The 21,166-nt window shown below is 72.9% G+C and carries 16 protein-coding genes; 9 read left to right on the forward strand and 7 right to left on the reverse strand.

The annotated features are described in order from the left end of the window. Positions 1 to 21: 21 nt before the first annotated feature. Positions 22 to 1,959: a long-chain fatty acid--CoA ligase gene (locus tag AB0F71_RS05930; RefSeq protein ID WP_360228796.1), complete on the reverse strand. Its 1,938-nt coding sequence runs from the start codon at positions 1,957 to 1,959 to the stop codon at positions 22 to 24. Between the two features lie 327 nt (positions 1,960 to 2,286). On the opposite strand from AB0F71_RS05930, the gene AB0F71_RS05935 reads away from it, so the two are divergent. Both AB0F71_RS05935 and AB0F71_RS05940 read left to right on the forward strand, forming a co-directional pair. Next, positions 2,287 to 4,020, forward strand: coding sequence for an ABC transporter ATP-binding protein (locus AB0F71_RS05935; RefSeq protein ID WP_360228799.1), 1,734 nt, complete (start codon positions 2,287 to 2,289; stop codon positions 4,018 to 4,020). A gap of 146 nt (positions 4,021 to 4,166) precedes the next feature. Further along, on the forward strand, positions 4,167 to 6,065 hold the full coding sequence (locus AB0F71_RS05940; protein ID WP_360228982.1) for an ABC transporter ATP-binding protein: 1,899 nt from the start codon (positions 4,167 to 4,169) through the stop codon (positions 6,063 to 6,065). Between the two features lie 166 nt (positions 6,066 to 6,231). On the opposite strand, the gene lepA is transcribed toward AB0F71_RS05940, so the two are convergent. Next, entirely contained in the window at positions 6,232 to 8,100 is a 1,869-nt protein-coding gene (gene lepA, locus AB0F71_RS05945) for a translation elongation factor 4 (protein ID WP_360228802.1), read from the reverse strand. A 190-nt stretch (positions 8,101 to 8,290) separates the two neighbouring features. Between lepA and AB0F71_RS05950 the strand changes: the two genes are divergently transcribed. The 3 genes from AB0F71_RS05950 (at position 8,291) to AB0F71_RS05960 (ending at position 10,184) form a co-directional block, all read left to right on the forward strand. Next, complete coding sequence (locus tag AB0F71_RS05950) at positions 8,291 to 8,596, forward strand: antibiotic biosynthesis monooxygenase (protein WP_360228805.1); 306 nt, start codon at positions 8,291 to 8,293, stop codon at positions 8,594 to 8,596. A 201-nt stretch (positions 8,597 to 8,797) separates the two neighbouring features. Further along, a complete protein-coding gene (gene rpsT / locus AB0F71_RS05955) occupies positions 8,798 to 9,067 on the forward strand; it encodes a 30S ribosomal protein S20 (protein WP_063347533.1) in 270 nt (89 codons plus the stop codon). A 268-nt stretch (positions 9,068 to 9,335) separates the two neighbouring features. Further along, a complete protein-coding gene (locus tag AB0F71_RS05960; RefSeq protein ID WP_360228808.1) occupies positions 9,336 to 10,184 on the forward strand; it encodes a hypothetical protein in 849 nt (282 codons plus the stop codon). Between the two features lie 69 nt (positions 10,185 to 10,253). Here AB0F71_RS05960 and holA read toward each other — a convergent pair whose 3' ends face one another. Beyond that, on the reverse strand, positions 10,254 to 11,252 hold the full coding sequence (gene holA / locus AB0F71_RS05965; protein ID WP_360228811.1) for a DNA polymerase III subunit delta: 999 nt from the start codon (positions 11,250 to 11,252) through the stop codon (positions 10,254 to 10,256). A 170-nt stretch (positions 11,253 to 11,422) separates the two neighbouring features. Between holA and AB0F71_RS05970 the strand changes: the two genes are divergently transcribed. Beyond that, on the forward strand, positions 11,423 to 11,716 hold the full coding sequence (locus AB0F71_RS05970) for a hypothetical protein (protein WP_360228814.1): 294 nt from the start codon (positions 11,423 to 11,425) through the stop codon (positions 11,714 to 11,716). A gap of 72 nt (positions 11,717 to 11,788) precedes the next feature. On the opposite strand, the gene AB0F71_RS05975 is transcribed toward AB0F71_RS05970, so the two are convergent. Beyond that, on the reverse strand, positions 11,789 to 12,724 hold the full coding sequence (locus AB0F71_RS05975; RefSeq protein ID WP_360228817.1) for a LysR family transcriptional regulator: 936 nt from the start codon (positions 12,722 to 12,724) through the stop codon (positions 11,789 to 11,791). A 277-nt stretch (positions 12,725 to 13,001) separates the two neighbouring features. Between AB0F71_RS05975 and AB0F71_RS05980 the strand changes: the two genes are divergently transcribed. The 3 genes from AB0F71_RS05980 (at position 13,002) to AB0F71_RS05990 (ending at position 16,266) form a co-directional block, all read left to right on the forward strand. After that, positions 13,002 to 14,210: an MFS transporter gene (locus tag AB0F71_RS05980; RefSeq protein WP_360228985.1), complete on the forward strand. Its 1,209-nt coding sequence runs from the start codon at positions 13,002 to 13,004 to the stop codon at positions 14,208 to 14,210. 73 nt (positions 14,211 to 14,283) lie between these two features. Continuing rightward, positions 14,284 to 14,889 carry a cysteine hydrolase gene (locus AB0F71_RS05985; RefSeq protein WP_360228820.1) on the forward strand — a complete coding sequence of 202 codons (606 nt, stop codon included), beginning with the start codon at positions 14,284 to 14,286 and terminating at the stop codon, positions 14,887 to 14,889. Between the two features lie 249 nt (positions 14,890 to 15,138). Then, positions 15,139 to 16,266, forward strand: coding sequence for a DUF4185 domain-containing protein (locus AB0F71_RS05990; RefSeq protein WP_360228823.1), 1,128 nt, complete (start codon positions 15,139 to 15,141; stop codon positions 16,264 to 16,266). Positions 16,267 to 16,476: 210 nt separating this feature from the next. Here AB0F71_RS05990 and AB0F71_RS05995 read toward each other — a convergent pair whose 3' ends face one another. The 3 genes from AB0F71_RS05995 to AB0F71_RS06005 form a co-directional block, all read right to left on the reverse strand. Continuing rightward, positions 16,477 to 19,074 carry a ComEC/Rec2 family competence protein gene (locus AB0F71_RS05995; protein ID WP_360228826.1) on the reverse strand — a complete coding sequence of 866 codons (2,598 nt, stop codon included), beginning with the start codon at positions 19,072 to 19,074 and terminating at the stop codon, positions 16,477 to 16,479. A gap of 82 nt (positions 19,075 to 19,156) precedes the next feature. Continuing rightward, on the reverse strand, positions 19,157 to 20,098 hold the full coding sequence (locus tag AB0F71_RS06000) for a helix-hairpin-helix domain-containing protein (RefSeq protein WP_360228829.1): 942 nt from the start codon (positions 20,096 to 20,098) through the stop codon (positions 19,157 to 19,159). Between the two features lie 186 nt (positions 20,099 to 20,284). Next, a complete protein-coding gene (locus tag AB0F71_RS06005) occupies positions 20,285 to 21,130 on the reverse strand; it encodes a DegV family protein (RefSeq protein WP_360228832.1) in 846 nt (281 codons plus the stop codon). Positions 21,131 to 21,166: the final 36 nt, after the last annotated feature.

Consider the following 21,166-nt stretch of genomic DNA (forward strand, 5'->3'; position numbering starts at 1 on the left):
GCCGTACGGGAGGGGGGTGGCTCAGGCCTCGTTGGCGCCCGCGTACATGGCGGCCACCGCGTCGGCGTAGGTCCGCTCGACCACCGGGCGCTTGATCTTGAGGCTCGGGGTGAGCTCGCCGTGCTCGATGTCGAGGTCGCGCGGCAGCAGGTGGAACTTCTTGATCGTCTGCCAGCGCTGGAGGTCGGCGTTGACCCGCTTGACGAAGCCCTCGATCAGCTGGTGCACGGCCGGGTCGGCGGTCAGCTCGGCGTAGCTCCTGCCGGCCAGGCCGCGCTCGGCGGCCCACGGCATCAGCACCGCCTCGTCCAGGCCGATCAGCGCGGTGCAGTAGTTGCGGCCGTTGCCGATCACCAGGATGTTGCTGACGAACGGGCAGACCGCCTTGAACTTGCCCTCGACCTCGCTGGGCGCCACGTACTTGCCGCCGGAGGTCTTGAACAGGTCCTTCTTGCGGTCGGTGATCCGCAGGAAGCCGTCGGGGCTGAGCTCGCCGATGTCCTCGGTGTGGAACCAGCCGTCCGGCTCCAGCACCTCGGCGGTCTTCTCCGGCAGGTTGTGGTAGCCGCGCATCACGCCGGGGCCGCGCAGCAGGATCTCGCCGTCCTCGGCGATCCGCACCTCGGTGCCGGGCAGCGGGCGGCCGACCGTGCCGATCCGGACGTCCTCCTTGCGGTTGACGCAGGAGCCGGCGCTGGTCTCGCTCAGTCCGTAGCCCTCCAGGATCGGCACCCCGGCGCCGAGGAAGAAGTAGCCGATCTCGGGGGCCAGGGCCGCGCTGCCGGAGACCGCGCCGCGCAGCCGGCCGCCGAAGGCGGCCCGGATCTTCGCGTACACCAGCTTGTCGGCCAGCGCGTGCTGCAGCCGCAGGCCCAGCGGGGCGCTCTCGACGCCGGTGGCGACCCGGCTCTCCTGGACCGCCCGGGCGTACTCGCGGGCGACCTTGGCGGCCCACAGGAAGATCTTGTACTTGGCGCCGCCCTCGGCCCGGGCCCGCCCGGCGATGCCGTTGTAGACCTTCTCGAAGATGCGGGGCGCCGAGGCCATGGTGGTCGGCCGGATGACCGGCAGGTTGTGGATGATCCGGTCGACCCGGCCGTCCACGGCCATCACGTGGCCGGTGGCGATCTGGCCGGAGATCAGCGTCTTGCCGAAGACGTGCGACAGCGGCAGCCACATGAACTGCACGTCGTCGGGGCCGAGCAGGCCGCTGGCCTCCTGGGCCCGGCCCTCGTAGGCCCAGCAGTCGTGCACCAGGCGCACGCCCTTGGGGCGGCCAGTGGTGCCGGAGGTGTAGATGAGGGTGGCCAGCTGCTCCTTGTCGAGCCCGGCCACGGCCTTCTCGACCGCGTCCGGGTGCTGCTCCAGGTACTCGGCGCCGCGCCGTTCCAGCTCGGCCAGGGTGATCAGGTCCAGCCCGGCCGTCGGGAGCGCCTCCGGCCCGGATTCCCCGGCGGGGGCGTCGAAGAGGATCACGGTGCGCAGCTCGGGCAGCTCGTCGATGTGCTCGACGGCCTTGGCCAGCTGGTCGGCGTTCTCGGCGAACATGGCCCGGGAGCCGGAGTTGGAGAGGATGAAGGCCGTCTCGTCGGCGTTGGTGCTCGGGTAGACGGTGGTGATGGCGGCGCCCGCGCACATGGCGCCCAGGTCGGCGAGGATCCACTCGACCCGGGTGGAGGAGGCCAGCGCGACCCGGTCCTCCGACTGGATGCCGAGCGCCATCAGGCCGGCGGCCACCGCCTTGACCCGGACGGCGGTCTGCGCCCAGGTGAGCGAGCGCCACTGCTCGGCGCCCGGCGCGCCGTCCGCGGCGTGCTCGTCGACCGAGGCCGGGTAGCGGTAGGCCTCGGCGTTCGGGGTCAGGGCGACCCGCTCCAGGAACAGGTGGGCGACGGAGGCGGGACGCCCGGCGACGATGTCGGCACTGCCGGAGTCGATCAGGGACTGCGCGGAACTCAACGAGGACCTCCGGGGGCGGGTGGCCGTCTGAGGGATTGTCGCGGCGTCCGTGGGGGCGGCCGCCGGGCCCCGGTTAACGTGGTCGGTACCGGTCAGTAACAAGGGCGTAGTCAGCAGCCTAGGGGGAAACCGGTCATTCCGTAAGGGGGCGGCCCCAGCTGGCACGCCCCCGAAGCGCCGGTGCCGGTCCCACCGGGGGCGCGAACCGGGCCCCGAAGGCAAAGGCCCGGCAAACCTCCGCCGGACGGCCCCCGAATCGTCTGTACGACGCTACAGAACGACGAGAATTGGGGTGCGAACCCGACCGGCGACGACAAGAGTGTGCCAGTGCTGATCAGACTGCTCCGGGCGTACCTGCGCCCATACTCCCGACCGATCACCCTGCTGGTGGCCCTCCAGCTGGTGTCCACCCTCGCGGCGCTCTACCTGCCCACACTCAACGCCGACATCATCGACAAGGGCGTGGTCAAGGGCGACACCGGCTACATCCTGCGCCTGGGCGCCGTGATGATCGGCGTCACCCTGCTCCAGGCGCTCTGCTCCATCGGCGCCGTCTACTACGGCGCCCGCACCGCGATGGCCTTCGGCCGCGACCTGCGGGCCGCCGTCTTCGACCGGGTGCAGAGCTTCTCCGCCCGCGAGGTCGGCCAGTTCGGCGCCCCGTCGCTGATCACCCGCACCACCAACGACGTCCAGCAGGTCCAGATGCTGGCCCTGATGAGCTTCACCCTGATGGTCGCCGCACCGATCATGTGCGTCGGCGGCATCATCATGGCGCTCAACCAGGACGTCCCGCTGTCCGGCCTGCTGCTCGCCGTCATCCCCGCGCTCGGCGTCGTCGTCGTCCTGCTGGTGCGCGCCCTGCGGCCGAAGTTCCGCAGCATGCAGGTGAAGATCGACACCGTGAACCGGGTGCTGCGCGAGCAGATCACCGGCATCCGGGTCATCCGCGCCTTCGTCAAGGACGGCCACGAGCAGCAGCGCTTCGCCGACGCCAACGAGGACCTCACCCAGGTCGCCCGGCAGGTCGGCCGGCTGATGTCCGTGATGTTCCCCGCCGTGATGCTGGTCGTCAACGTCTCCAGCGTCGCGGTGCTCTGGTTCGGCGCCCACCGCATCGACAGCGGCGGCATGGAGATCGGCGGACTCACCGCCTTCCTCTCCTACCTGATGCAGATCCTGATGAGCGTCATGATGGCCACCTTCATGTTCATGATGGTGCCGCGCGCCGAGGTCTGCGCCGAACGCGTCCAGGAGGTCCTCTCCACCGCCTCCAGCGTCGTCCCGCCCGCCGCCCCGGTCACCGAGCTGCTGCGCCGCGGCCACCTCGAACTGCGCGACGTCGCCTTCCGCTACCCCGGCGCCGAGGCCCCGGTGCTGCGCGGCATCGACCTCACCGCCCGCCCCGGCGAGACCACCGCCATCATCGGCTCCACCGGCGCCGGCAAGTCCACCCTGCTCGGCCTCGTCCCCCGGCTCTTCGACGCCACCTCCGGACAGGTCCTGCTCGACGGCACCGACGTGCGCGAACTCTCCGCCGACACGATCGCCGACAGCGTCGGCATCGTCCCGCAGAAGCCCTACCTCTTCTCCGGCACCGTCGCCAGCAACCTCCGCTACGGCCGTCCCGACGCCACCGACGAGGAACTCTGGCACGCCCTGGAGATCGCCCAGGCCAAGGACTTCGTCGAGAAGCTGCCCGAAGGCCTGGACGCCCCCATCGCCCAGGGCGGCAGCAACGTCTCCGGCGGCCAGCGCCAGCGCCTGGCCATCGCCCGGGCACTCGTCCGGCGGCCCGACGTCTACCTCTTCGACGACTCCTTCTCCGCGCTCGACTACGCCACCGACGCCAGGCTGCGCAAGGCCCTCGCCCGCGAGACCTCGAACGCCACCGTCCTGATCGTCGCCCAGCGCGTCTCCACCATCCGCGACGCCGACCGGATCATCGTCCTCGACGAGGGCGCCGTCGTCGGCAGCGGCACCCACCACGAACTGATGGCCGACAACCCGACGTACCGGGAGATCGTGCTCTCCCAGCTCACCGAGCAGGAGGCGGCGTGACCAGCCCAGGAAAGCCCGCCGGAAAGCCGGCCGGGCAGCCGGCCGGGACCCCCGCCGGACCGGGCGCCGGACAGCCCGACGACCGGCTCCCCAGCGACTCCCAGGCCGCCGCCGCCCGCCGCGGACCGGCCGGACCGGGCCGCTTCATGGGCGGCCAGGGCACCGAGAAGTCCATGGACTTCAAGGGCTCCGGCAAACGCGTGCTCGGCCTGCTGCGCCCCGAACGCACCATCCTGATCGGCGTCCTGCTGCTCGGCGTGCTCGGCATCGGCTGCGCCGTCACCGGCCCGAAGATCCTCGGCGACGCCACCGACCTGATCTTCGCCGGCGTCATCGGCGCCCGCTTCCCGGCCGGCACCTCCAAGGCCGAGGTCATCGCCGGACTGCGCGCCCACGGCGACGGCGGCATCGCCGACCTGCTCTCCGCCGTGGACTTCACCCCCGGCCAGGGCATGGACTTCGGCGCCATCGGCTCCGTCCTGCTCTGGGTGCTCGGCATCTACGTCGCCTCCGCCCTCTTCGGCATCGTCCAGGGCCGGCTGGCCACCCGGGCGATCCAGTCCGCCAGCTACCGGCTGCGCCAGGACGTCGAGGCCAAGCTCGCCCGGCTGCCGCTCAGCTACTTCGACAAGCAGCCGCGCGGCGAGGTGCTCAGCCGGGTCACCAACGACATCGACAACATCGGCCAGTCGATGCAGCAGACCATGGGACAGATCGTCAACTCGCTGCTCACCGTGGTCGGTGTGCTCGCGATGATGTTCTGGATCTCCCCCGTCCTCGCCGCGATCGCCCTGGTCTCCGTACCGCTCTCGGTGGTCGTCGCCGCCAAGGTCGGCAAGCGGGCCCAGCCGCAGTTCGTCCAGCAGTGGAAGTCCACCGGCCAACTCAACGCCCACATCGAGGAGATGTACACCGGCCACAACCTGGTCAAGGCGTTCGGCCGGCACCGCGAGTCCGCCGAGACCTTCCGCGAGCACAACGACGCGCTGTTCCACGCCAGCTTCCGCGCCCAGTTCATCTCCGGGATCATCCAGCCCGCGATGATGCTGATCGGCAACCTGCAGTACGTGCTGGTCGCCGTGGTCGGCGGCCTGCGGGTGGCCAGCGGCGCGCTGTCCATCGGCGACGTCCAGGCCTTCATCCAGTACTCCCGGCAGTTCAGCCAGCCGCTCACCCAGGTCGCCAGCATGGCCAACCTGGTGCAGTCCGGGGTCGCCTCCGCCGAGCGCGTCTTCGAACTGCTCGACGCCCCCGAGCAGAGCCCCGAACCGGCCATGCCCGAGAAGCCCGACACCGTCCACGGCCGGGTCGCCTTCCAGGACGTGTCCTTCCGCTACGACCCCGACAAGCCGCTCATCGACGACCTCTCGCTCAAGGTCGAACCCGGCCAGACCGTCGCCATCGTCGGCCCCACCGGCGCCGGCAAGACCACCCTGGTCAACCTGCTGATGCGGTTCTACGAGGTCAGCTCCGGACGCATCACCCTCGACGGCGTCGACATCGCCGCGATGTCCCGCGAGGACCTGCGCTCCGGCATCGGCATGGTCCTCCAGGACACCTGGCTGTTCGGCGGCACCATCGCCGACAACATCGCCTACGGCGCCGGCTCCGCCACCCGCGAACAGGTCGTCGAGGCCGCCAGGGCCGCCCACGTCGACCGCTTCGTCCGCACCCTCCCGGACGGCTACGACACCGTCATCGACGACGAGGGCACCGGCGTCAGCGCGGGCGAGAAGCAGCTGATCACCATCGCCCGGGCCTTCCTCGCCCAGCCGTCCATCCTGGTCCTCGACGAGGCCACCAGCTCCGTCGACACCCGCACCGAGGTGCTCATCCAGCGGGCCATGGCCCGGCTGCGCACCGGCCGTACCAGCTTCGTCATCGCCCACCGGCTCTCCACCATCCGGGACGCCGACGTGATCCTGGTGATGGAGAACGGCTCCATCGTGGAGCAGGGCTCGCACGACGAGCTGATCGCCGCCGACGGCGCCTACGCCCGGCTCTACCAGGCCCAGTTCGCGGAGGCCGTGGCCGAGGTGGACTGACCCGTCGCCACCCGCGGAGCCGGGACGGAACCCTCCGTCCCGGCTCCGCGCACGTCGGCGCCCACCCCGCCCCGTGGGCTCGAGCAGCCGACGGCGAGGGCCTCTTGGAAACGCCGGAGGGCCCGGGCTGCTGCCCGGGCCCTCCTGGTACCGCTTCCCGCTACGCCTACTTCTTGTCCTTCGGCGTCTCGGCGTCGGTGGACAGCGCGGCGATGAAGGCCTCCTGCGGGACCTCCACACTGCCGACCATCTTCATCCGCTTCTTGCCTTCCTTCTGCTTCTCCAGCAGCTTCCGCTTGCGGGAGATGTCACCGCCGTAGCACTTGGCGAGGACGTCCTTGCGGATCGCGCGGACCGTCTCGCGGGCGATCACCCGGGAGCCGATGGCGGCCTGGATCGGCACCTCGAACTGCTGGCGGGGGATGAGCTTCTGCAGCTTGCCGGCCATCATCACGCCGTAGCCGTAGGCCTTGTCCTTGTGCACGATCGCGGAGAACGCGTCCACCGCGTCGCCGTGCAGCAGGATGTCGACCTTCACCAGCTGGGCGGCCTGCTCGCCGATGGGCTCGTAGTCGAGCGAGGCGTAGCCACGGGTCTTGGACTTCAACTGGTCGAAGAAGTCGAAGACGATCTCCGCGAGCGGCAGGGTGTAGCGCAGCTCGACCCGGTCCTCGGAGAGGTAGTCCATGCCCTGGAGGCTGCCGCGGCGGGACTGGCAGAGCTCCATGATCGCGCCGACGAACTCGTTCGGCGCCAGGATGGTGCCGCGCACGACCGGCTCGAAGACCTCGGAGATCTTGCCGGTCGGGAACTCGCTCGGGTTGGTGACGGTGTGCTCGCTGCCGTCCTCCATCACCACCCGGTAGACCACGTTCGGGGCGGTGGAGATCAGGTCGAGGTTGAACTCGCGCTCCAGGCGCTCCCGGATGATCTCCAGGTGCAGCAGGCCGAGGAAGCCGCAGCGGTAGCCGAAGCCGAGCGCGACCGAGGTCTCCGGCTCGTACACCAGGGCGGCGTCGTTGAGGCGCAGCTTGTCCAGCGCGTCACGCAGCAGCGGGTAGTCCGAGCCGTCCAGCGGGTACAGGCCGGAGAACACCATCGGGCGCGGGTCCTTGTAGCCGCCGAGCGGCTCGGTGGCGCCCTTGTGCATCGAGGTGATCGTGTCACCGACCTTGGACTGCCGGACGTCCTTCACGCCGGTGATGATGTAGCCCACCTCGCCGACGCCGAGGCCGTCGGCGACCTTCGGCTCGGGCGAGATGACGCCGATCTCCAGCAGCTCGTGGGTGGCGCCGGTGGACATCATCTGGATGCGCTCGCGCTTGGTGAGCTGGCCGTCCACGACACGGACGTAGGTGACCACGCCGCGGTAGGAGTCGTACACCGAGTCGAAGATCATCGCGCGGGCCGGGGCGTCCTTGACGCCGACCGGGGCCGGGATGGTGTTGACGATGTGGTCCAGCAGGTCCTCGACGCCGAGACCGGTCTTGGCGCTGACCTGGAGCACGTCGGAGGGGTCGCAGCCGATGATGTGGGCGATCTCGGCGGCGTACTTCTCCGGCTGGGCGGCCGGCAGGTCGATCTTGTTGAGGACCGGGACGATCGTGAGGTCGTTCTCCAGCGCCAGGTACAGGTTGGCGAGGGTCTGCGCCTCGATGCCCTGGGCCGCGTCGACCACCAGGATGGTGCCCTCGCAGGCCGCGAGGGAGCGGGACACCTCGTACGTGAAGTCCACGTGGCCGGGGGTGTCGATCATGTTGAGGATGTGGGTCGTCCCGGCGTCCGGCCCGGTCTTCGGGGCCCACGGGAGGCGGACCGCCTGCGACTTGATGGTGATGCCGCGCTCGCGCTCGATGTCCATGCGGTCGAGGTACTGGGCGCGCATCTGCCGGGGGTCGACGACGCCGGTGATCTGCAGCATCCGGTCTGCGAGCGTCGACTTGCCGTGGTCGATGTGGGCGATGATGCAGAAGTTGCGGATCAGCGCCGGGTCGGTACGGCTGGGCTCTGGCACATTGCTGGGGGTCGCGGGCACCTTGGTCCGATTCTCCGTTGGTCCGGGGCCGGGGGTGTCCGGATCATCGCTGACCGGCTATCCCGGGGACCGGACGGTCTCGTCCGATCGAAATAGTTCCTCCCATCCTCCCACGACTACGGGCCGGGACGCCGTTCGGGCACCTCGCAGCCTTCCGCCGCACGCCCGTGAGGCGGCAGGATGGCTGTTCATGATCCTGGAAAGCGCCCTGCTCGACGTCCTGCCCGGCCGGGAGGACGAGTTCCTCGCCGCCTTCGCCGAGGCCCGCCCGCTGATCGCCGTCCAACGCGGCTTCCGCTCCCTGGAGCTGCGCCGCTGCCTGGACGAGGGGCGTGGCTCGCGCTTCCTGCTGCAGGTGGAGTGGGAGACCCTCGCCGACCACACCGAGGGCTTCCGCGGCTCGGCCGAGTACGCGCGGTGGCGGGAGCTGCTGCACCACTTCTACCGGCCGTTCCCGGAGGTCGAGCACTACGGGGAGCCGGTGCTGAGCGCCTGACCCGCCCGCGGGCCCGCCGCCCCGGGGCGGCTGCGGGCCGGCCGCCGGTTTGGGGCGGGCGGCGGGCCCCTGGTAGCGTGGTCAGCTGCACCTGGCCTCGGCATGCCCTCTCAGCTGGTCCGACGGCCGCGGGGTGCAACCCTCCCCCAGCCTCCGGCCGGGGGGACCCCCAGTAACCATTCACAAGACTGAGGCTCCTTCGTGGCGAACATCAAGTCCCAGATCAAGCGCAACAAGACCAACGAGAAGGCGCGCCTGCGCAACAAGGCCGTCAAGTCCTCGCTGAAGACCGCTCTGCGCAAGGCCCGCGAGGCCGCTGCCGCCGGTGAGACCGAGAAGGCCACCGTGCTGGCCCGTGCCGCCTCCAAGGCGCTCGACAAGGCCGTGAGCAAGGGCGTCATCCACGCCAACCAGGCCGCCAACAAGAAGTCGGCCATCACCAAGCGCGTCAACACCGCCGCCCAGGCCTGACGCCCCCGGGGGCTCCGGCCCCCACCGCCTCAGGGCGACCCGGCCCTCTACCCGGAACCCCGAGGCGTGCGAGACTCGCACCGCACGCGGCCTGCGTTCGCCACGCGGGTGCGGTGCACATGAGCTGTACGGCAGGCGCCGCAGTCAGCCTCTCCCCGAGGCCGACTGCGGCGCCTGTCGCGTTCCGCGTCCCGGCCACTAGGGTCGGTCAGGCGCGACCGGGGGTGCGGGGAGCACCCACGGCGCCAGTCCCGAGGGGGGAACTTCCATGTCGACGCCACCGCCACCGCCGTCGCCGTCGCCGGGCCAGGGTGCCGGCCCGAACGGGCCCGGCTACGGCTTTCCGCAGCAGGCGGCTGCGGCGCCCGTACCGGGCTCGGGTGGGCCTGGTGGGCCGGGTGGGCCGGGGGCCGGCGCCTTCGGGCCGCCGCCCGGGCTGCCGACCGCGCCCGGGCTGCCCGCCGCGCCGCCCAAGGGCGGCGGGCTGCGCCGCAACGCCGTCTGGGCCTTCGTCGGCGCGGTCCTCGCCTCGGCCGGCTGGGCTGCCGCCGTGGCGGTCGTCCCGGACCTGGTCAGCAACGACTCCTCACCGCGCAGCCTCGGCAACTACCACCTCTCCGACGACTTCTGCGCCACCGCGAAGCCCTCCCGGCTGCTGGAGAGCTACACCGTCACCACGGACAGCAGTTCGCCGTCCCACCACACCGACCGGACCGCCGCCCTGGACAGCATGAACTGCTCCATGTCGCTCAAGCGGACCGGCGGCGGCAGCGACAGCGAGTACGCCAGCGTGTACATCCGCGCCGACCTGCACAAGGCCGTCAACCCGGCGCCCGAGCAGGCGTCCGGCAAGGAGCTCTACCGGGCCCGGGGCTACCAGATCACCGACATCCAGGGGATCGGCGAGGACGCGTACTTCATCTACAAGGACGACGGCGGCACGGGCTCGTACCACAGCCTGTTCGCCGAGGTGCAGATCCGCGACGGCGGGATGACCTACTACATCAGCTACAACGCCAGTTACACCCAGGGGAAGTCCAACCCGCCGTCCATGACCGAGCTCCGCAACGACCTGCAGACCGACGCCGACAACGCCGTACGGGCCATGCGCAAGTAGCGGTCCGCCGCCTCCGCCGTCTCGCCGTCTCGCCGCCCCCGTAGGCTCGCCGCCGCGCCGCCGCCGCGGTCAGTACGCGGGGCGGGAGCCGGCCCGGGCGGCCTTGGCGACGGCCACCACCGCCCGCTCCAGGGCGAAGGCCGGGTCGGCCGAGCCGCCCTTGACCGCCGCGTCGGCCTGGGCGATCGCGGTGAGCGCCGTGGCCACCGCATCGCCCGTCCACCCGCGCATCTGCTGGCGGACCCGGTCCACCTTCCACGGCGGCATGCCCAACTCGCGGGCCAGATCGGCCGGACGCATGTTCCGCCCGGTCGTCGCCAGCCGACCGATGCTGCGCACGCCGGAGGCCAGCGCGTAGGTGATGCCGGTCGGCGGCTGGCCGACGGCCAGCGCCCAGCGCAGCCGCTCCAGCGCCTCGGCCGCCCGGCCGGTGACCGCCAGGTCGGCCACCTCGAACCCGGTCGCCTCGGCCCGTCCGCTGTAGTAGCGGGCCACCACCGTCTCGTCGATCGTGCCCTCGACGTCCGAGGTCAACTGGCTGCACGCGGCGGCGAGCTCGCGCAGGTCGCTGCCGAGCGCGTCCAGCAGCGCCTGGCAGGCCTCCTGGGTCGCGGAGCGGCCCAGCGTACGGAACTCGCCCTTGACGAAGGCCAGCCGCTCGCCCGCCTTGGCCAGCTTGGCGCAGGCCACCTCGCGCCCGCCCGCCTTGCGCCCGGCGTCCAGCAGGCCCTTGCCCTTGGCCCCGCCGGCGTGCACCAGGACCATGATCACTTCCTCGGCCGGGGCCTCGATGTACGCCTTGACCTCCTTCACCGACTCGGCGGAGAGGTCCTGCGCGGCCCGCACCACGATCACCTTGCGCTCGGCGAACAGCGAGGGCGTGGTCAGCTCGGCCAGACTGCCCGGCTGCAGCCCGCCGGGCGGGAGGTCCCGCACGTCGGTGTCCGGGTCCGCCGCCCTGGCCGCGGCCACCACCTGGGCGACCGCGCGGTCCAGCAGCAGCTCCTCCTGACCGACCGCGAGGGTCAGCGGGGCGAGCAGGTCGTCGGGTGCACTCTTCCTGGCCATCGCCTACCAGCATCCCACGCGCGGCGGACACTCCCGCCCGTACGGCCGGGGCCCGTACGGCCGGGGGGTGGGGCCAGGGGCCGGGCCAGGGGGACGGGGGTCCGGGACCAGGGATCGGCGAAGGCCGACCGCCCTGCGGGGGTGCGCGGCCGGACCTGGAGAATGGTCCGGTGACCGAGAACCACTCCACCGACCTGCCGGACGTCGACGACCCGTTCGTCCGCCAGCTGCTCGTCCTGCCCGACCGCGACACCGCCGACGAGGCCGCCGAGGAACTCTCCGCCGCCCACCCCGACCTCGGCGAGCTGGAGATCGTCCGCGACGCGCTGGCCGGCGAGGACGACGCCGAGGACGCCCAGTGGCTCGTCGTGCTCGACCCCCCGTCCGACGGCTGGACCCCCGCCCTCCTGCACGCCCTCGACACCCTCGCGGCCTCCTACGAGGGCTGGCGCGAGGAAGCCTGACCGGGCCGTCGCCCGGCCCCGATACCCGTCCTCGACGCCTGGCCCCGACGCCCCCGGCGTTCCCCGAGGTGGTCAGTTCGGCAGCACCCAGTCCGGCCGCCAGGTGCCGGGGGCGTCCCGGGCGGGCGACGTGGCGGCGAGGTGGGCCCGGAGGGTGGCCAGCGCCGGGTTGGGGTTGTCCCGGTGCCACAGCAGCGAGTGCGGGTAGACCGGTGTCGGGTCGGTCACCGGGATGCGGCGCAGACCGTGGCCGGCCGGCCAGACCAGCCGGGTGCGCTCGCTCATGAAGGTGGCCAGGGCCGGGGTGTCGGCGACGGTGTCCAGCAGCGCGTCGGAGCCGAAGTTGGGGCCGGTCGCCTCGATGGTGAGGCCGAACTCGGCGACCAGGTCGTCGTAGTAGGCGGCCCACTCGGTGCCGGGGGCGATGCCGGGCATCCAGATCCGGTGGCCGACCAGCTGGGCGACGGTCACCGAGCGGGCGCCCGCCAGCGCGTGCGCCGGACCGGTGAGCAACTGCAACGGCTCGTCGAGCACCCGGACGGACTCGATGTCCTCCGGGAAGGGCCGCCCGGGCGCGGCGACGGCGCGGAAGGACGCGTCGATCGCCCCCGAGCGGATCGCGGCGACGGCCGCCGCCACGTCGAACAGCATCACCACGTCCAACTCGATCCCGGGGTGCGCCCGGTGGAAGTCGCGCATCAGACCCGACCCGGCGCCGCGCGAGGCGATGATGTCGACCCGCAGCGGCCGCCGGCCCGTCCGCACCGAGGCAACGGCCCGCTCGGCGGCGCGCAGCAGTTCGCGCGCGTGGGGCAGGAACGCCTGTCCGTCGATGGTGAGTTCGGCGCCGCGCGGGGTGCGGGTGAACAGGCGCACCCCGAGGTCGCGCTCCAGGGCGGCGATGCGTTTGGAGACGGCCTGCTGGGTGACCGCCAGGTCGACGGCGGCCTTCTGGAACTGGCCGGCCTCGGCGGCGGCGGCGAAGGTGCGTACGGCTTCGAGGTCCACGTCGGCCCACCTTAGAGAACAACGGACGGTTGTACCCGGCGGGTGGGTCGGTTGTTTGACCTGCGATTGTGGCGCTCGGTTAGCTCTCCCCGGTCAACGTCGGTTTGTTCGAACGGAATGTCGAGGGAGTGCGCCGGACATGGTGGGCACGGGGGACGCGGCAGGTGCGGCGGGCGCAGCGGGTGCGGCAGGCGCAACGGGCACGGCAGGCGCGGCGGGCACGGCAGGTGCGGCGGGCAGGTTCGGCAGGAGACGGCTCGGCCCGGGGTTCGGCTGGCTGTGGGCGGCCTACGCGGTCAGTGCGTACGGGTCCGGACTGGGGTTCGGCGCCCTGCCACTGCTGGCCGTACTGGTGCTGCACGCCGGGCCCGCCCAGGTGTCCGCACTGTCCGCCGTGGGCCCCGCCGTGGGGGCGCTGATCGCGCTGCCGCTCGCGCCCTGGGTGGAGTTCCGGCGCAAACGCCCGGTGATGATCGCCATGGACCTGGTCCGGTTCGCGGCCATGGCGACGATCCCGGCCGCCTACGCCCTCGGACTCCTCGGCTTCGCCCAACTGCTGGCGGTCTCGGCCGTCGTCGCCGCGGCCAAGATCGCGTTCAACGCGGCCGCCGGCGCCCACCTCAAGGCCCTGGTCCGGCCCGAGGACCTCCTGGTGGCCAACTCCCGCTTCGAATCCACGAACTGGAGCTCCATCGCGATCGGACCGCCCCTGGGCGGAGCCGCCATCGGCCTGTTCGGGCCGGTCACCACCGTGATCGCCGACGGGCTCAGCTACCTGCTCTCCGCCCTCGGCATCGGCGCCATCCGCGGCCGGGAGGAGGCCCCGCAGCCCGCCGGACGGAACCCGGGGCGGGCCGGCTCGGTCCTCGACGGCTGGCGGCACATCCTCGGCGACCCCGACCTGCGAGCGCTCTACCTCAACAACCTGCTCGTCTCCGGGCTGATCATGGCCACCGAACCGCTGCTGGCCGTCCTCATGCTGCGCCAACTCCACTTCCCGCCCTGGCAGTACGGCCTCGCTTTCGCCGCCCCCTGTCTCGGCGGACTCATCGGCTCCCGGCTCGCCCAGCGCGTCGTGACCCGCTACGGCCGCCGCCGGGTCTTCCGGACCGTCGGCACCCTGCGCTCCGTCTGGCTGATCGGCCTGGTCCTCGTCCGCCCCGGCATCGTCGGCCTGGTCACCGTGATGGCCGTCGAACTCGCCATCATCATCAACATGAGCCTCTACACCCCGGTGCTCGCCACCCACCGGCTCGAACGCACGCCCAAGCACCTCCTCGCCCGCACCCTGTCCGCCTGGTCCATCGGCCAGCAGGCCGCCATCGCCGTCTGCACCGCGCTCGGCGGCCTGCTCGCCGATGCCACCGGCCCACGCACCGCCCTCACCGTCGCGGGCCTGCTCATCCTGGCCACCCCGCTGCTGCTCCCGCGAGGCGACCAGCAGCCCTCGCCGCACGAGCCGGAACCGTCCCCCAGCCGCTCCTGAAAGCCGCCGGAAACCGTAGCCCCGTCCGGCCGTAGGCCCGTCCGACCGCAGCCCCCGCCTGGAGTCCACCCCCATGAGCACCGCCCTTCTCGTCCTGGACTGCCAACCCGCGGTCCTGGCCGCCCTGCCCGACACCGGAGCCCGCGAGGCCCTGCTCGCCCGCCTGGAGCGGGCCGTCGCCGACGTCCGGGCGGCGGGCGGCACCATCGCCTCGGTGCGCCTCGGCGTCACCGAGGCCGACTGGGCGGCCGTCCCGGTCGCCAACGCGACCTTCGCCGCACTGGCGCGGCACCGCGCGCTGCACCACCAGGACCGGGCCACCGCCGTCCACGAGCGCCTGACCCCCCGCGACGGCGACCTCGTGGTACGCAAGACCCGCCACGGCGCCCTGTCCACCACCGACCTCGACCGGCAGTTGCGCGGGCGCGGCATCACCACCCTGGTCGTCGCGGGCCTCAGCACCGGCGGCGCGGTCCTGTCCACCGTCCTCGACGCGGCCGACCGCGACTACCGCCTGCACGTCCTCTCGGACGGCGTCGCCGACCCGGACCCCGACCTCCACGACACCCTGCTCCGACGGGTCCTCCCCTCCCGCGCCCACCTCGTCGACACCGCCGGACTGCCCGCCCTGCTCCGGGCCGGCCGAACCGGTACGTCGATGGCGGCGGCCCCGCGCTAGGGACCTGCCGCGCTCGCGGCACTCGCCGCGCTGGAGGACTTCGTCCGTGAACCTCCGCTGGGTCGACCAGTGCCCGGACTACCCCGCATCACCGGCCTCCGCAGGCCCTACCCAATTCGGGTGAAGGTCCGTCCACCCACCGACCGGACAGCAATGCGTCGCCATAGCCTCGATGGCGCCCCGTCGCCGCTCGGGTGCGCGATCCGGGCGAAGGTGCGGGATCCGTCGATCCGGAAGGCCACCGACACCATGACACGCTCAGCGGGCGGAAACGACGAGACGACCGGCGGGCCCTCCCGCCGCCAACTGCTCAGGATCGGCATCGGCGTCGCCGTGGGGGCCGGGGCCATCGGCTCCGGCGCGCCCGCCGCGCTCGCCAACGGCCCGTACGACCCGGCCAGTCCGACGATCGCGACCAAGCTCAAGAACCTCAGCGGCCCGGCCGAGACCGGGGCGCTCGGCGCAGCGTGGACCGACCTCGGCATCCCGGTCCGATGCCCGGACGGCACCATGCTCTTCGTCGGCGGCGACACCTTCGACGGCGACCAGGTCTTCGCCGGGCATTGGAACGCGCCCGTCGGACTGCGCTCCAGCAGCGCGGACCTGGACAACCTGCGCATCGACGGCGTCGTCCGGGGCGCCCACGGCATCAGCCTCGTCGACGAGCCGCACACCCCGGTCGGCGACACCGCGCACACGACCGCGATCCCCTCCGACGCCTTCGTCGTCGACGGCGTGATGTACATGCACCTCATGCGCGGGGTCATCTACGACACCCACCACACCGACTTCTGGCGCTCCACCGACAACGGGCAGACCTGGGAGTACCTGTGCCAGTGGCCCGGCGACCTGCACGGCGGGCAGTTCCAGCAGAAGACGTACGCGGTGGCCGACGACGGCTACTGCTACGTGCTGTCCACGGTCTTCAACCGTGAGGTGGAGTCGGGGATGCTGCTGCACCGGGTGCGGAAGGAGAGCCTCGGCAACCCGGACGCCTACGAGCCCTGGGGCTACACCGACGGCAACTGGCAGTGGAACGCCCCCGCCCCGACGACGGTCTTCGGCACCCGCAAGTGGGGCGAGCTGTGCTTCCGCGCCATGGACGGCAAGTACGTCCTCACCTGGCTGAACACGGACCCACTGTCGATCAGGGCGATGGTCTTCGCGCTCCCGACCTCGGACCTGACCCGGACCCTGGAACAGGCCATGATCCTCCCCTGCGCTCCGGGGCAGGAGACCGCCAACTTCGTGGCCAGCCCGTACGGCGGCTTCGTCATCCCCGGCTCGACGTTCGGCAACTTCCACATCGTCGTCAGCCAGTGGTACGACCTGACGAACTACCGGATCATGCAGTACCGGATCAACATGCTGTCCTGATTCCCCGTGCGGGCGGCCTTGCCGCATTTCCCAACTTCCCGCACCCATCGGCGCATTGCCCCGGCGGCGCGCTCCGGGCCTGCCCGGAGCGCGCCGCAATCCCTTTCCCCGGGGCCCCCGCCCCCGCCCCCCTCCCACCCTCCTCCCTCCACCTCCCCCACCCCTACCCCCTGCCCACCCCACCTCGTGGAGGGAAGAAGGAGAGCGGGGTCACGGGGGCGGGGCGCGGGGCCCACGGGTGGAGTGCCCCGGGGCGGCATGCCCGGCACGGGTGCCGTGGGCGGGCTGGGGGTGGACGGCGACAGCGAGGGTGGACGGGGAGTCGCCGGTCACGGCGACGTCCCCCACCCGGTCCGTACGCAGCACCGTGGCGCCCAACGCACGCAGGTGATCGACCGTACGGGGCGACGGATGCCCGTACGGGTTGCCCTCGCCGCAGGAGATCAGGGCGAGCCGGGGCCGCAGGGCACCGGTCAGGTCCCAGTCCTGGTGGGCCGAGCCGTGGTGCGCGACCTTCAGGACGTCCACTCTTCCGAGGCGCCCCAACAGGGCCGACTGGGCGGGTGGTTCGAGGTCGCCGAGCAGCGCCATCCGCAGACCGCCGACCGACGACACCAGCAGTGCCACGCTCGCGTTGTTCGCACCCGGCGCGTCGACGGCCGCCCCGGGAACGGGCGACACCACCTCCCAGGACAACTCCGCACCGGCCGAGCGCCGTTCACCCCGGCCCGCGCGCAGCAGTGGCACGCCGGCCCCCGCCGCCCAGGCCCTCACCCGGGCCGCTTCCCCCGGCGGGTCGTCCAGGACCGTGCCCTCGACCGCACCCACCTGGCGCCCCCGCAACACCCCTGGCACACCCTCGACATGGTCCGCATGGAAGTGGGTCAGGAGCAGCAGTGGCACGGTCGTGATGCCCAGCTCACGCAGGCACCGGTCGGCGGCGTCCGGGTCCGGCCCGGTGTCGATCACCACCGCGCTGTCCGCCACACCGGTCGCAAGGGCCAACATGTCTCCCTGCCCGACATCGCACATCGCCAGCCGCCACCCTGGCGGCGGCCAGCCCGTGGCGATCCGGGCCAGCTGCGGCGGGCGCAGCAGCACCCCCAACAGCACCACCAGCAGGACACCCGTCACCAACGCCCGGGCCCAGCGGCGACGGACGCCCGCGCGACGGCCGGGCTCCGCCCGACGGGGCAGCAGCAGCGGCGCCGCCCAGCAGGCCGCCAAGGTCGCCAGGGCGACCGTCACCACCCCGAACCAGCCTCCGGGCCAGGACAGTTGCCCACCGGGCAGCTCGGCCCCGCGCCGACCGACGAAGGCCAGCCAGCTCGCCGGCACCCCGGCCGGCTCGGCCAGCAGCCGGGCCAGGGACGGGAAGAACGGCTGCACCACGAGCACCCCGAAACCGAGCAGCGTCGCCGGGGCCACCGCCAGCTCGGCCAGCAGGTTGCACGGCACCGCGACCAGGCTGATGTGCCCGGACAGCACCACCGTCACCGGCGCGCACAGCGCCTGCGCCGCCGCCGTGGCCGCCAGCGCGCCCGCCAGGTGGTGCGGCCAGCGCCGGGCCCGCAGGGACTCGGCCCAGTGCGGCCCCAGCACGAGCAGCCCGGCGGTGGCGAGCACCGACAGCAGGAAGCCGAAGGAACGCGCCAGGTACGGGTCCAGCAGCACCAGGACCAGGACGGACCCGGCGAGCGCCGGTACGGCCTGGCGGGGCCGGCCGGTGGCCAGGGCCAGCATGCCGATCAGTCCCGTGCCCGCCGCCCGCAGCACGCTGGGTTCGGGACGGCAGACCGTCACGAAGGCCAGGGTCAGCGCCGTACCGGCCAGGGCACTGGTGCGCAGCGACAGCCCCGACAGCGCGGCCAGTCCGCGCCGCTCCGCTGTGCCTGCCTGCGCCGGTGCGCCCAGCAGCACGCCGAGGACGATCGCCAGGTTGGCCCCGCTGACGGCCACCAGGTGCACCAGGTCGGTGGCACGGAAGGCGTCCACCAGGTCGTCGGGCAGTCGCGAGGTGTCGCCGACGACCAGCCCGGGGAGCAGCCCCCGCGCGTCCGGCGGCAGCCCGTCGCTGGCCGTGCGTAGGCCTTCGCGCAGCCGCCCGGCGATCCGCTGCGGCAGGCTCGGCGGTGCGAGCTGCCGGGGCGGGCCGTGGACGAGCAGCAGCGCCGCCGACTCGGTGTCGTAGCCCTCTCCCGCCGGCCGTACCTCGGCCTCGACGGCCAGCCGCTCGGACGGCAGCACCCGCAGCCAGGAGTCGCTCTCCGGCCCGCGGACCATGACCGTCACCGGGGTGTGCGTCCGGGTGGCCCGGCCGTCCGGGAGGACGGTCGCGCGGTCGGCCACGGCCTCGACGGTGAGGATGGTCTGCCCGCCGGTGGTGCCGCCCCGGGAGGTATGGACCTTCGGGTCCCCCGCGACGGTCAGCTCCGCCTCGACCGCCGTGGCGGGTGTGCCCGGAGCGCGCGGCGGCGCGTGCTCGGCCGCGCGGGCGAGCTCCGGCAGCGGACCCCGGTGCAGGTCGGCGGTGTGCAGCGGGGTCGCGATCGCGGCCGCCGCACCGGTGAGCAGGACGGCCGCCAGCGCCACCGCTGCCCCGCGCCGGGGCAGCAGGCCCGGCCGGACGAGCAGCAGGACGGCCGCGAGCACGACGACACCGGCCGACAGCAGGATCAACGGCTCGAACCCTGGTTCCACGGGCAGGAGCACCGCCGTGACCAGCCAGGCCGACACGGCAGGCAGCAACAGTCGGAAGTCGGCACCCGAGGAGCGGGTGCGCGGGAGCGGCGCGGTGGTGGCGGACACGGCGGTACCTCCTTTCGGCATCGACGACAGGGCCGGCAGCGAGGCCGGGGAAGGGGAGGGAAGGGAAGGAAACGGAAGAACGTCAGAGTGTGAGGAGCGGACGGAGTTCGGCGAAGGTGCGGGCACCGATTCCGCTGACCTGCCGGAGCTGGTCGACCGAGCGGAACGAACCGTGCGAGGCGCGGTAGGCGAGGATGCGCTGGGCGAGGGTCGGGCCGACGCCCGGGAGGGCGTCGAGCTGTTCGAGGGTGGCGCGGTTGAGACTGACGGGTGGTCGGGGCGTGCCGGCGCCGGGCAGTCCGCCGGCACCCCCGGGAGCGGGGACGGAGACGGGAACGGGCGCCTGCTCACCGACCGTGATCTGTTCACCGTCCATCAGGACGCGGGCCAGGTTGAGGCCCCGGGTGTCCGTCTCCGGCAGCGGACCACCCGCAGCCCGCAGCGCGTCGGCCACCCGCGATCCCCCGGGCAGGGTGTGCAGACCGGGCAGGTGGACCCGGCCGCCGACGTCGATGACGACGGCGGGCTCGGCACCCGGGCCCGCGGAGCCCGTCGGCGGCCCGGCCCCGCTGCCGGGCGGGCCGTCGGTGGCGGGCGGGCCCGACTCCGGCGGCGCCGACGCGGCCGCCAGTGCCGGAACGGCCACCGCCTCCGGCCGGGCCAGCCAGAAGTGCTGCACGGCATAGCCCACCGCGAAGAGGAGCAGGACGGCCAGCCCGGCCACCGCCCGCCGGTCGAGCGCCAGGGCCGAGGCGAACCGCAGCCGCGCCCCGGCGCCCGGCGGATCGGGCAGGTGCACCGGCTCGGGCGGGCCCGCCCCCGGCGGCACTGCGGCGGGCGGTACGGCCGCCACCGGACCGCCCTCCGGCGGCTGACCCGCAGTCGGCTCACAGACCGCCGACTCACGGCCCGCCGGCTCACGAACCACCGGCTCGTCATTCGTCGGTAGCAGCGCCGCCATCCGCAGCCGTACCGTCTCGTCGATTGCTTGGCGCTTCGCCGCGCCCAGGCCCAAGGTCGTCATGGCGAGGACGCTAGGAGCACTTCGCGGAACGTGCGGAAATTTCCGAAAGCCTGTGGAAAACCCGGGGGTTGTGGACAAAAAGTGTCACTCACACGAGTGGCAGCGCTATCACGCGATTGACCCGCCCCCGACCCCGGCCCACCCTCGCCCCCAGCCCGAGCCGCCCCGCCCTCCCCCACCCCCGCCTCAGCGCGGCGCGACCACCACCGCCAGCAGCCCCGGCCCGACGTGCGCGCCGATCACCGCCCCGACCTCGCCCACGTACAGCTCCCGCAACCCCGGCACCCGCGCCCGCAGCCGCTCCGCGAGCTGCTCGGCCCGCTCCTCGGCGGCCAGGTGGTGGACGGTGATGTCCACCCCGCCCTCCCCCGAACGCTCGACCGCGATCTCCTCCAGCCGCGCGATCGCCCGCGACGCCGTCCGCACCTTCTCCAGCGGCTCGATCCGCCCCCCGGCCAGGTGCAGCAACGGCTTGACCGCCAGAGCCGAACCGAGCAGCGCCCGCGCCGCCCCGATCCGCCCGCCCCGGCGCAGGTGCTCCAGGGTGTCCACGTAGAAGAAGCCGCTGGTCCCGGCCGCCCGCTCGGCCGCCGCCCCGGCCGCCTCCGCGAGGCCCAGCCCGGCCTCGATCGCCTCGGCCGCCGCCAGCACGCCGTACCCGAGGGCCATCCCGACCAGCCGGCTGTCCACCACCCGCACGGGCACCGGCGCCTCGACGGCGGCCAGCCGGGCGGCCTCGACCGTGCCGGACAGTTCGCCGGAGATGTGCACCGACACGATCCCCCGCGCCCCGGCCTCGGCGGCCGCCCGGTAGGTGGCGGCGAAGGTCTCCGGGTTGGGCCGGGAGGTGGTCACCCGCTGCTTGCCGCGCAGCGCCTCGGCGACGTCCTTCGGGGAGATCTCGACGCCCTCGCAGCGGACCTCGTCACCGATCGCGACGCTCAGCGGTACCACCGTGATCCCGTGCCGGTCGAGCGCCGCCTGCGGCAGGTAGGCCGTGGAATCGGTGACAAGTGCGAGGTCGGAGGGCATGAGGCGGAGGTTACTCCCCGTTCGTCCGGGATGACA

The sequence above is a fragment of the Kitasatospora sp. NPDC028055 genome, from assembly GCF_040637885.1.
Classification (GTDB): domain Bacteria; phylum Actinomycetota; class Actinomycetes; order Streptomycetales; family Streptomycetaceae; genus Kitasatospora.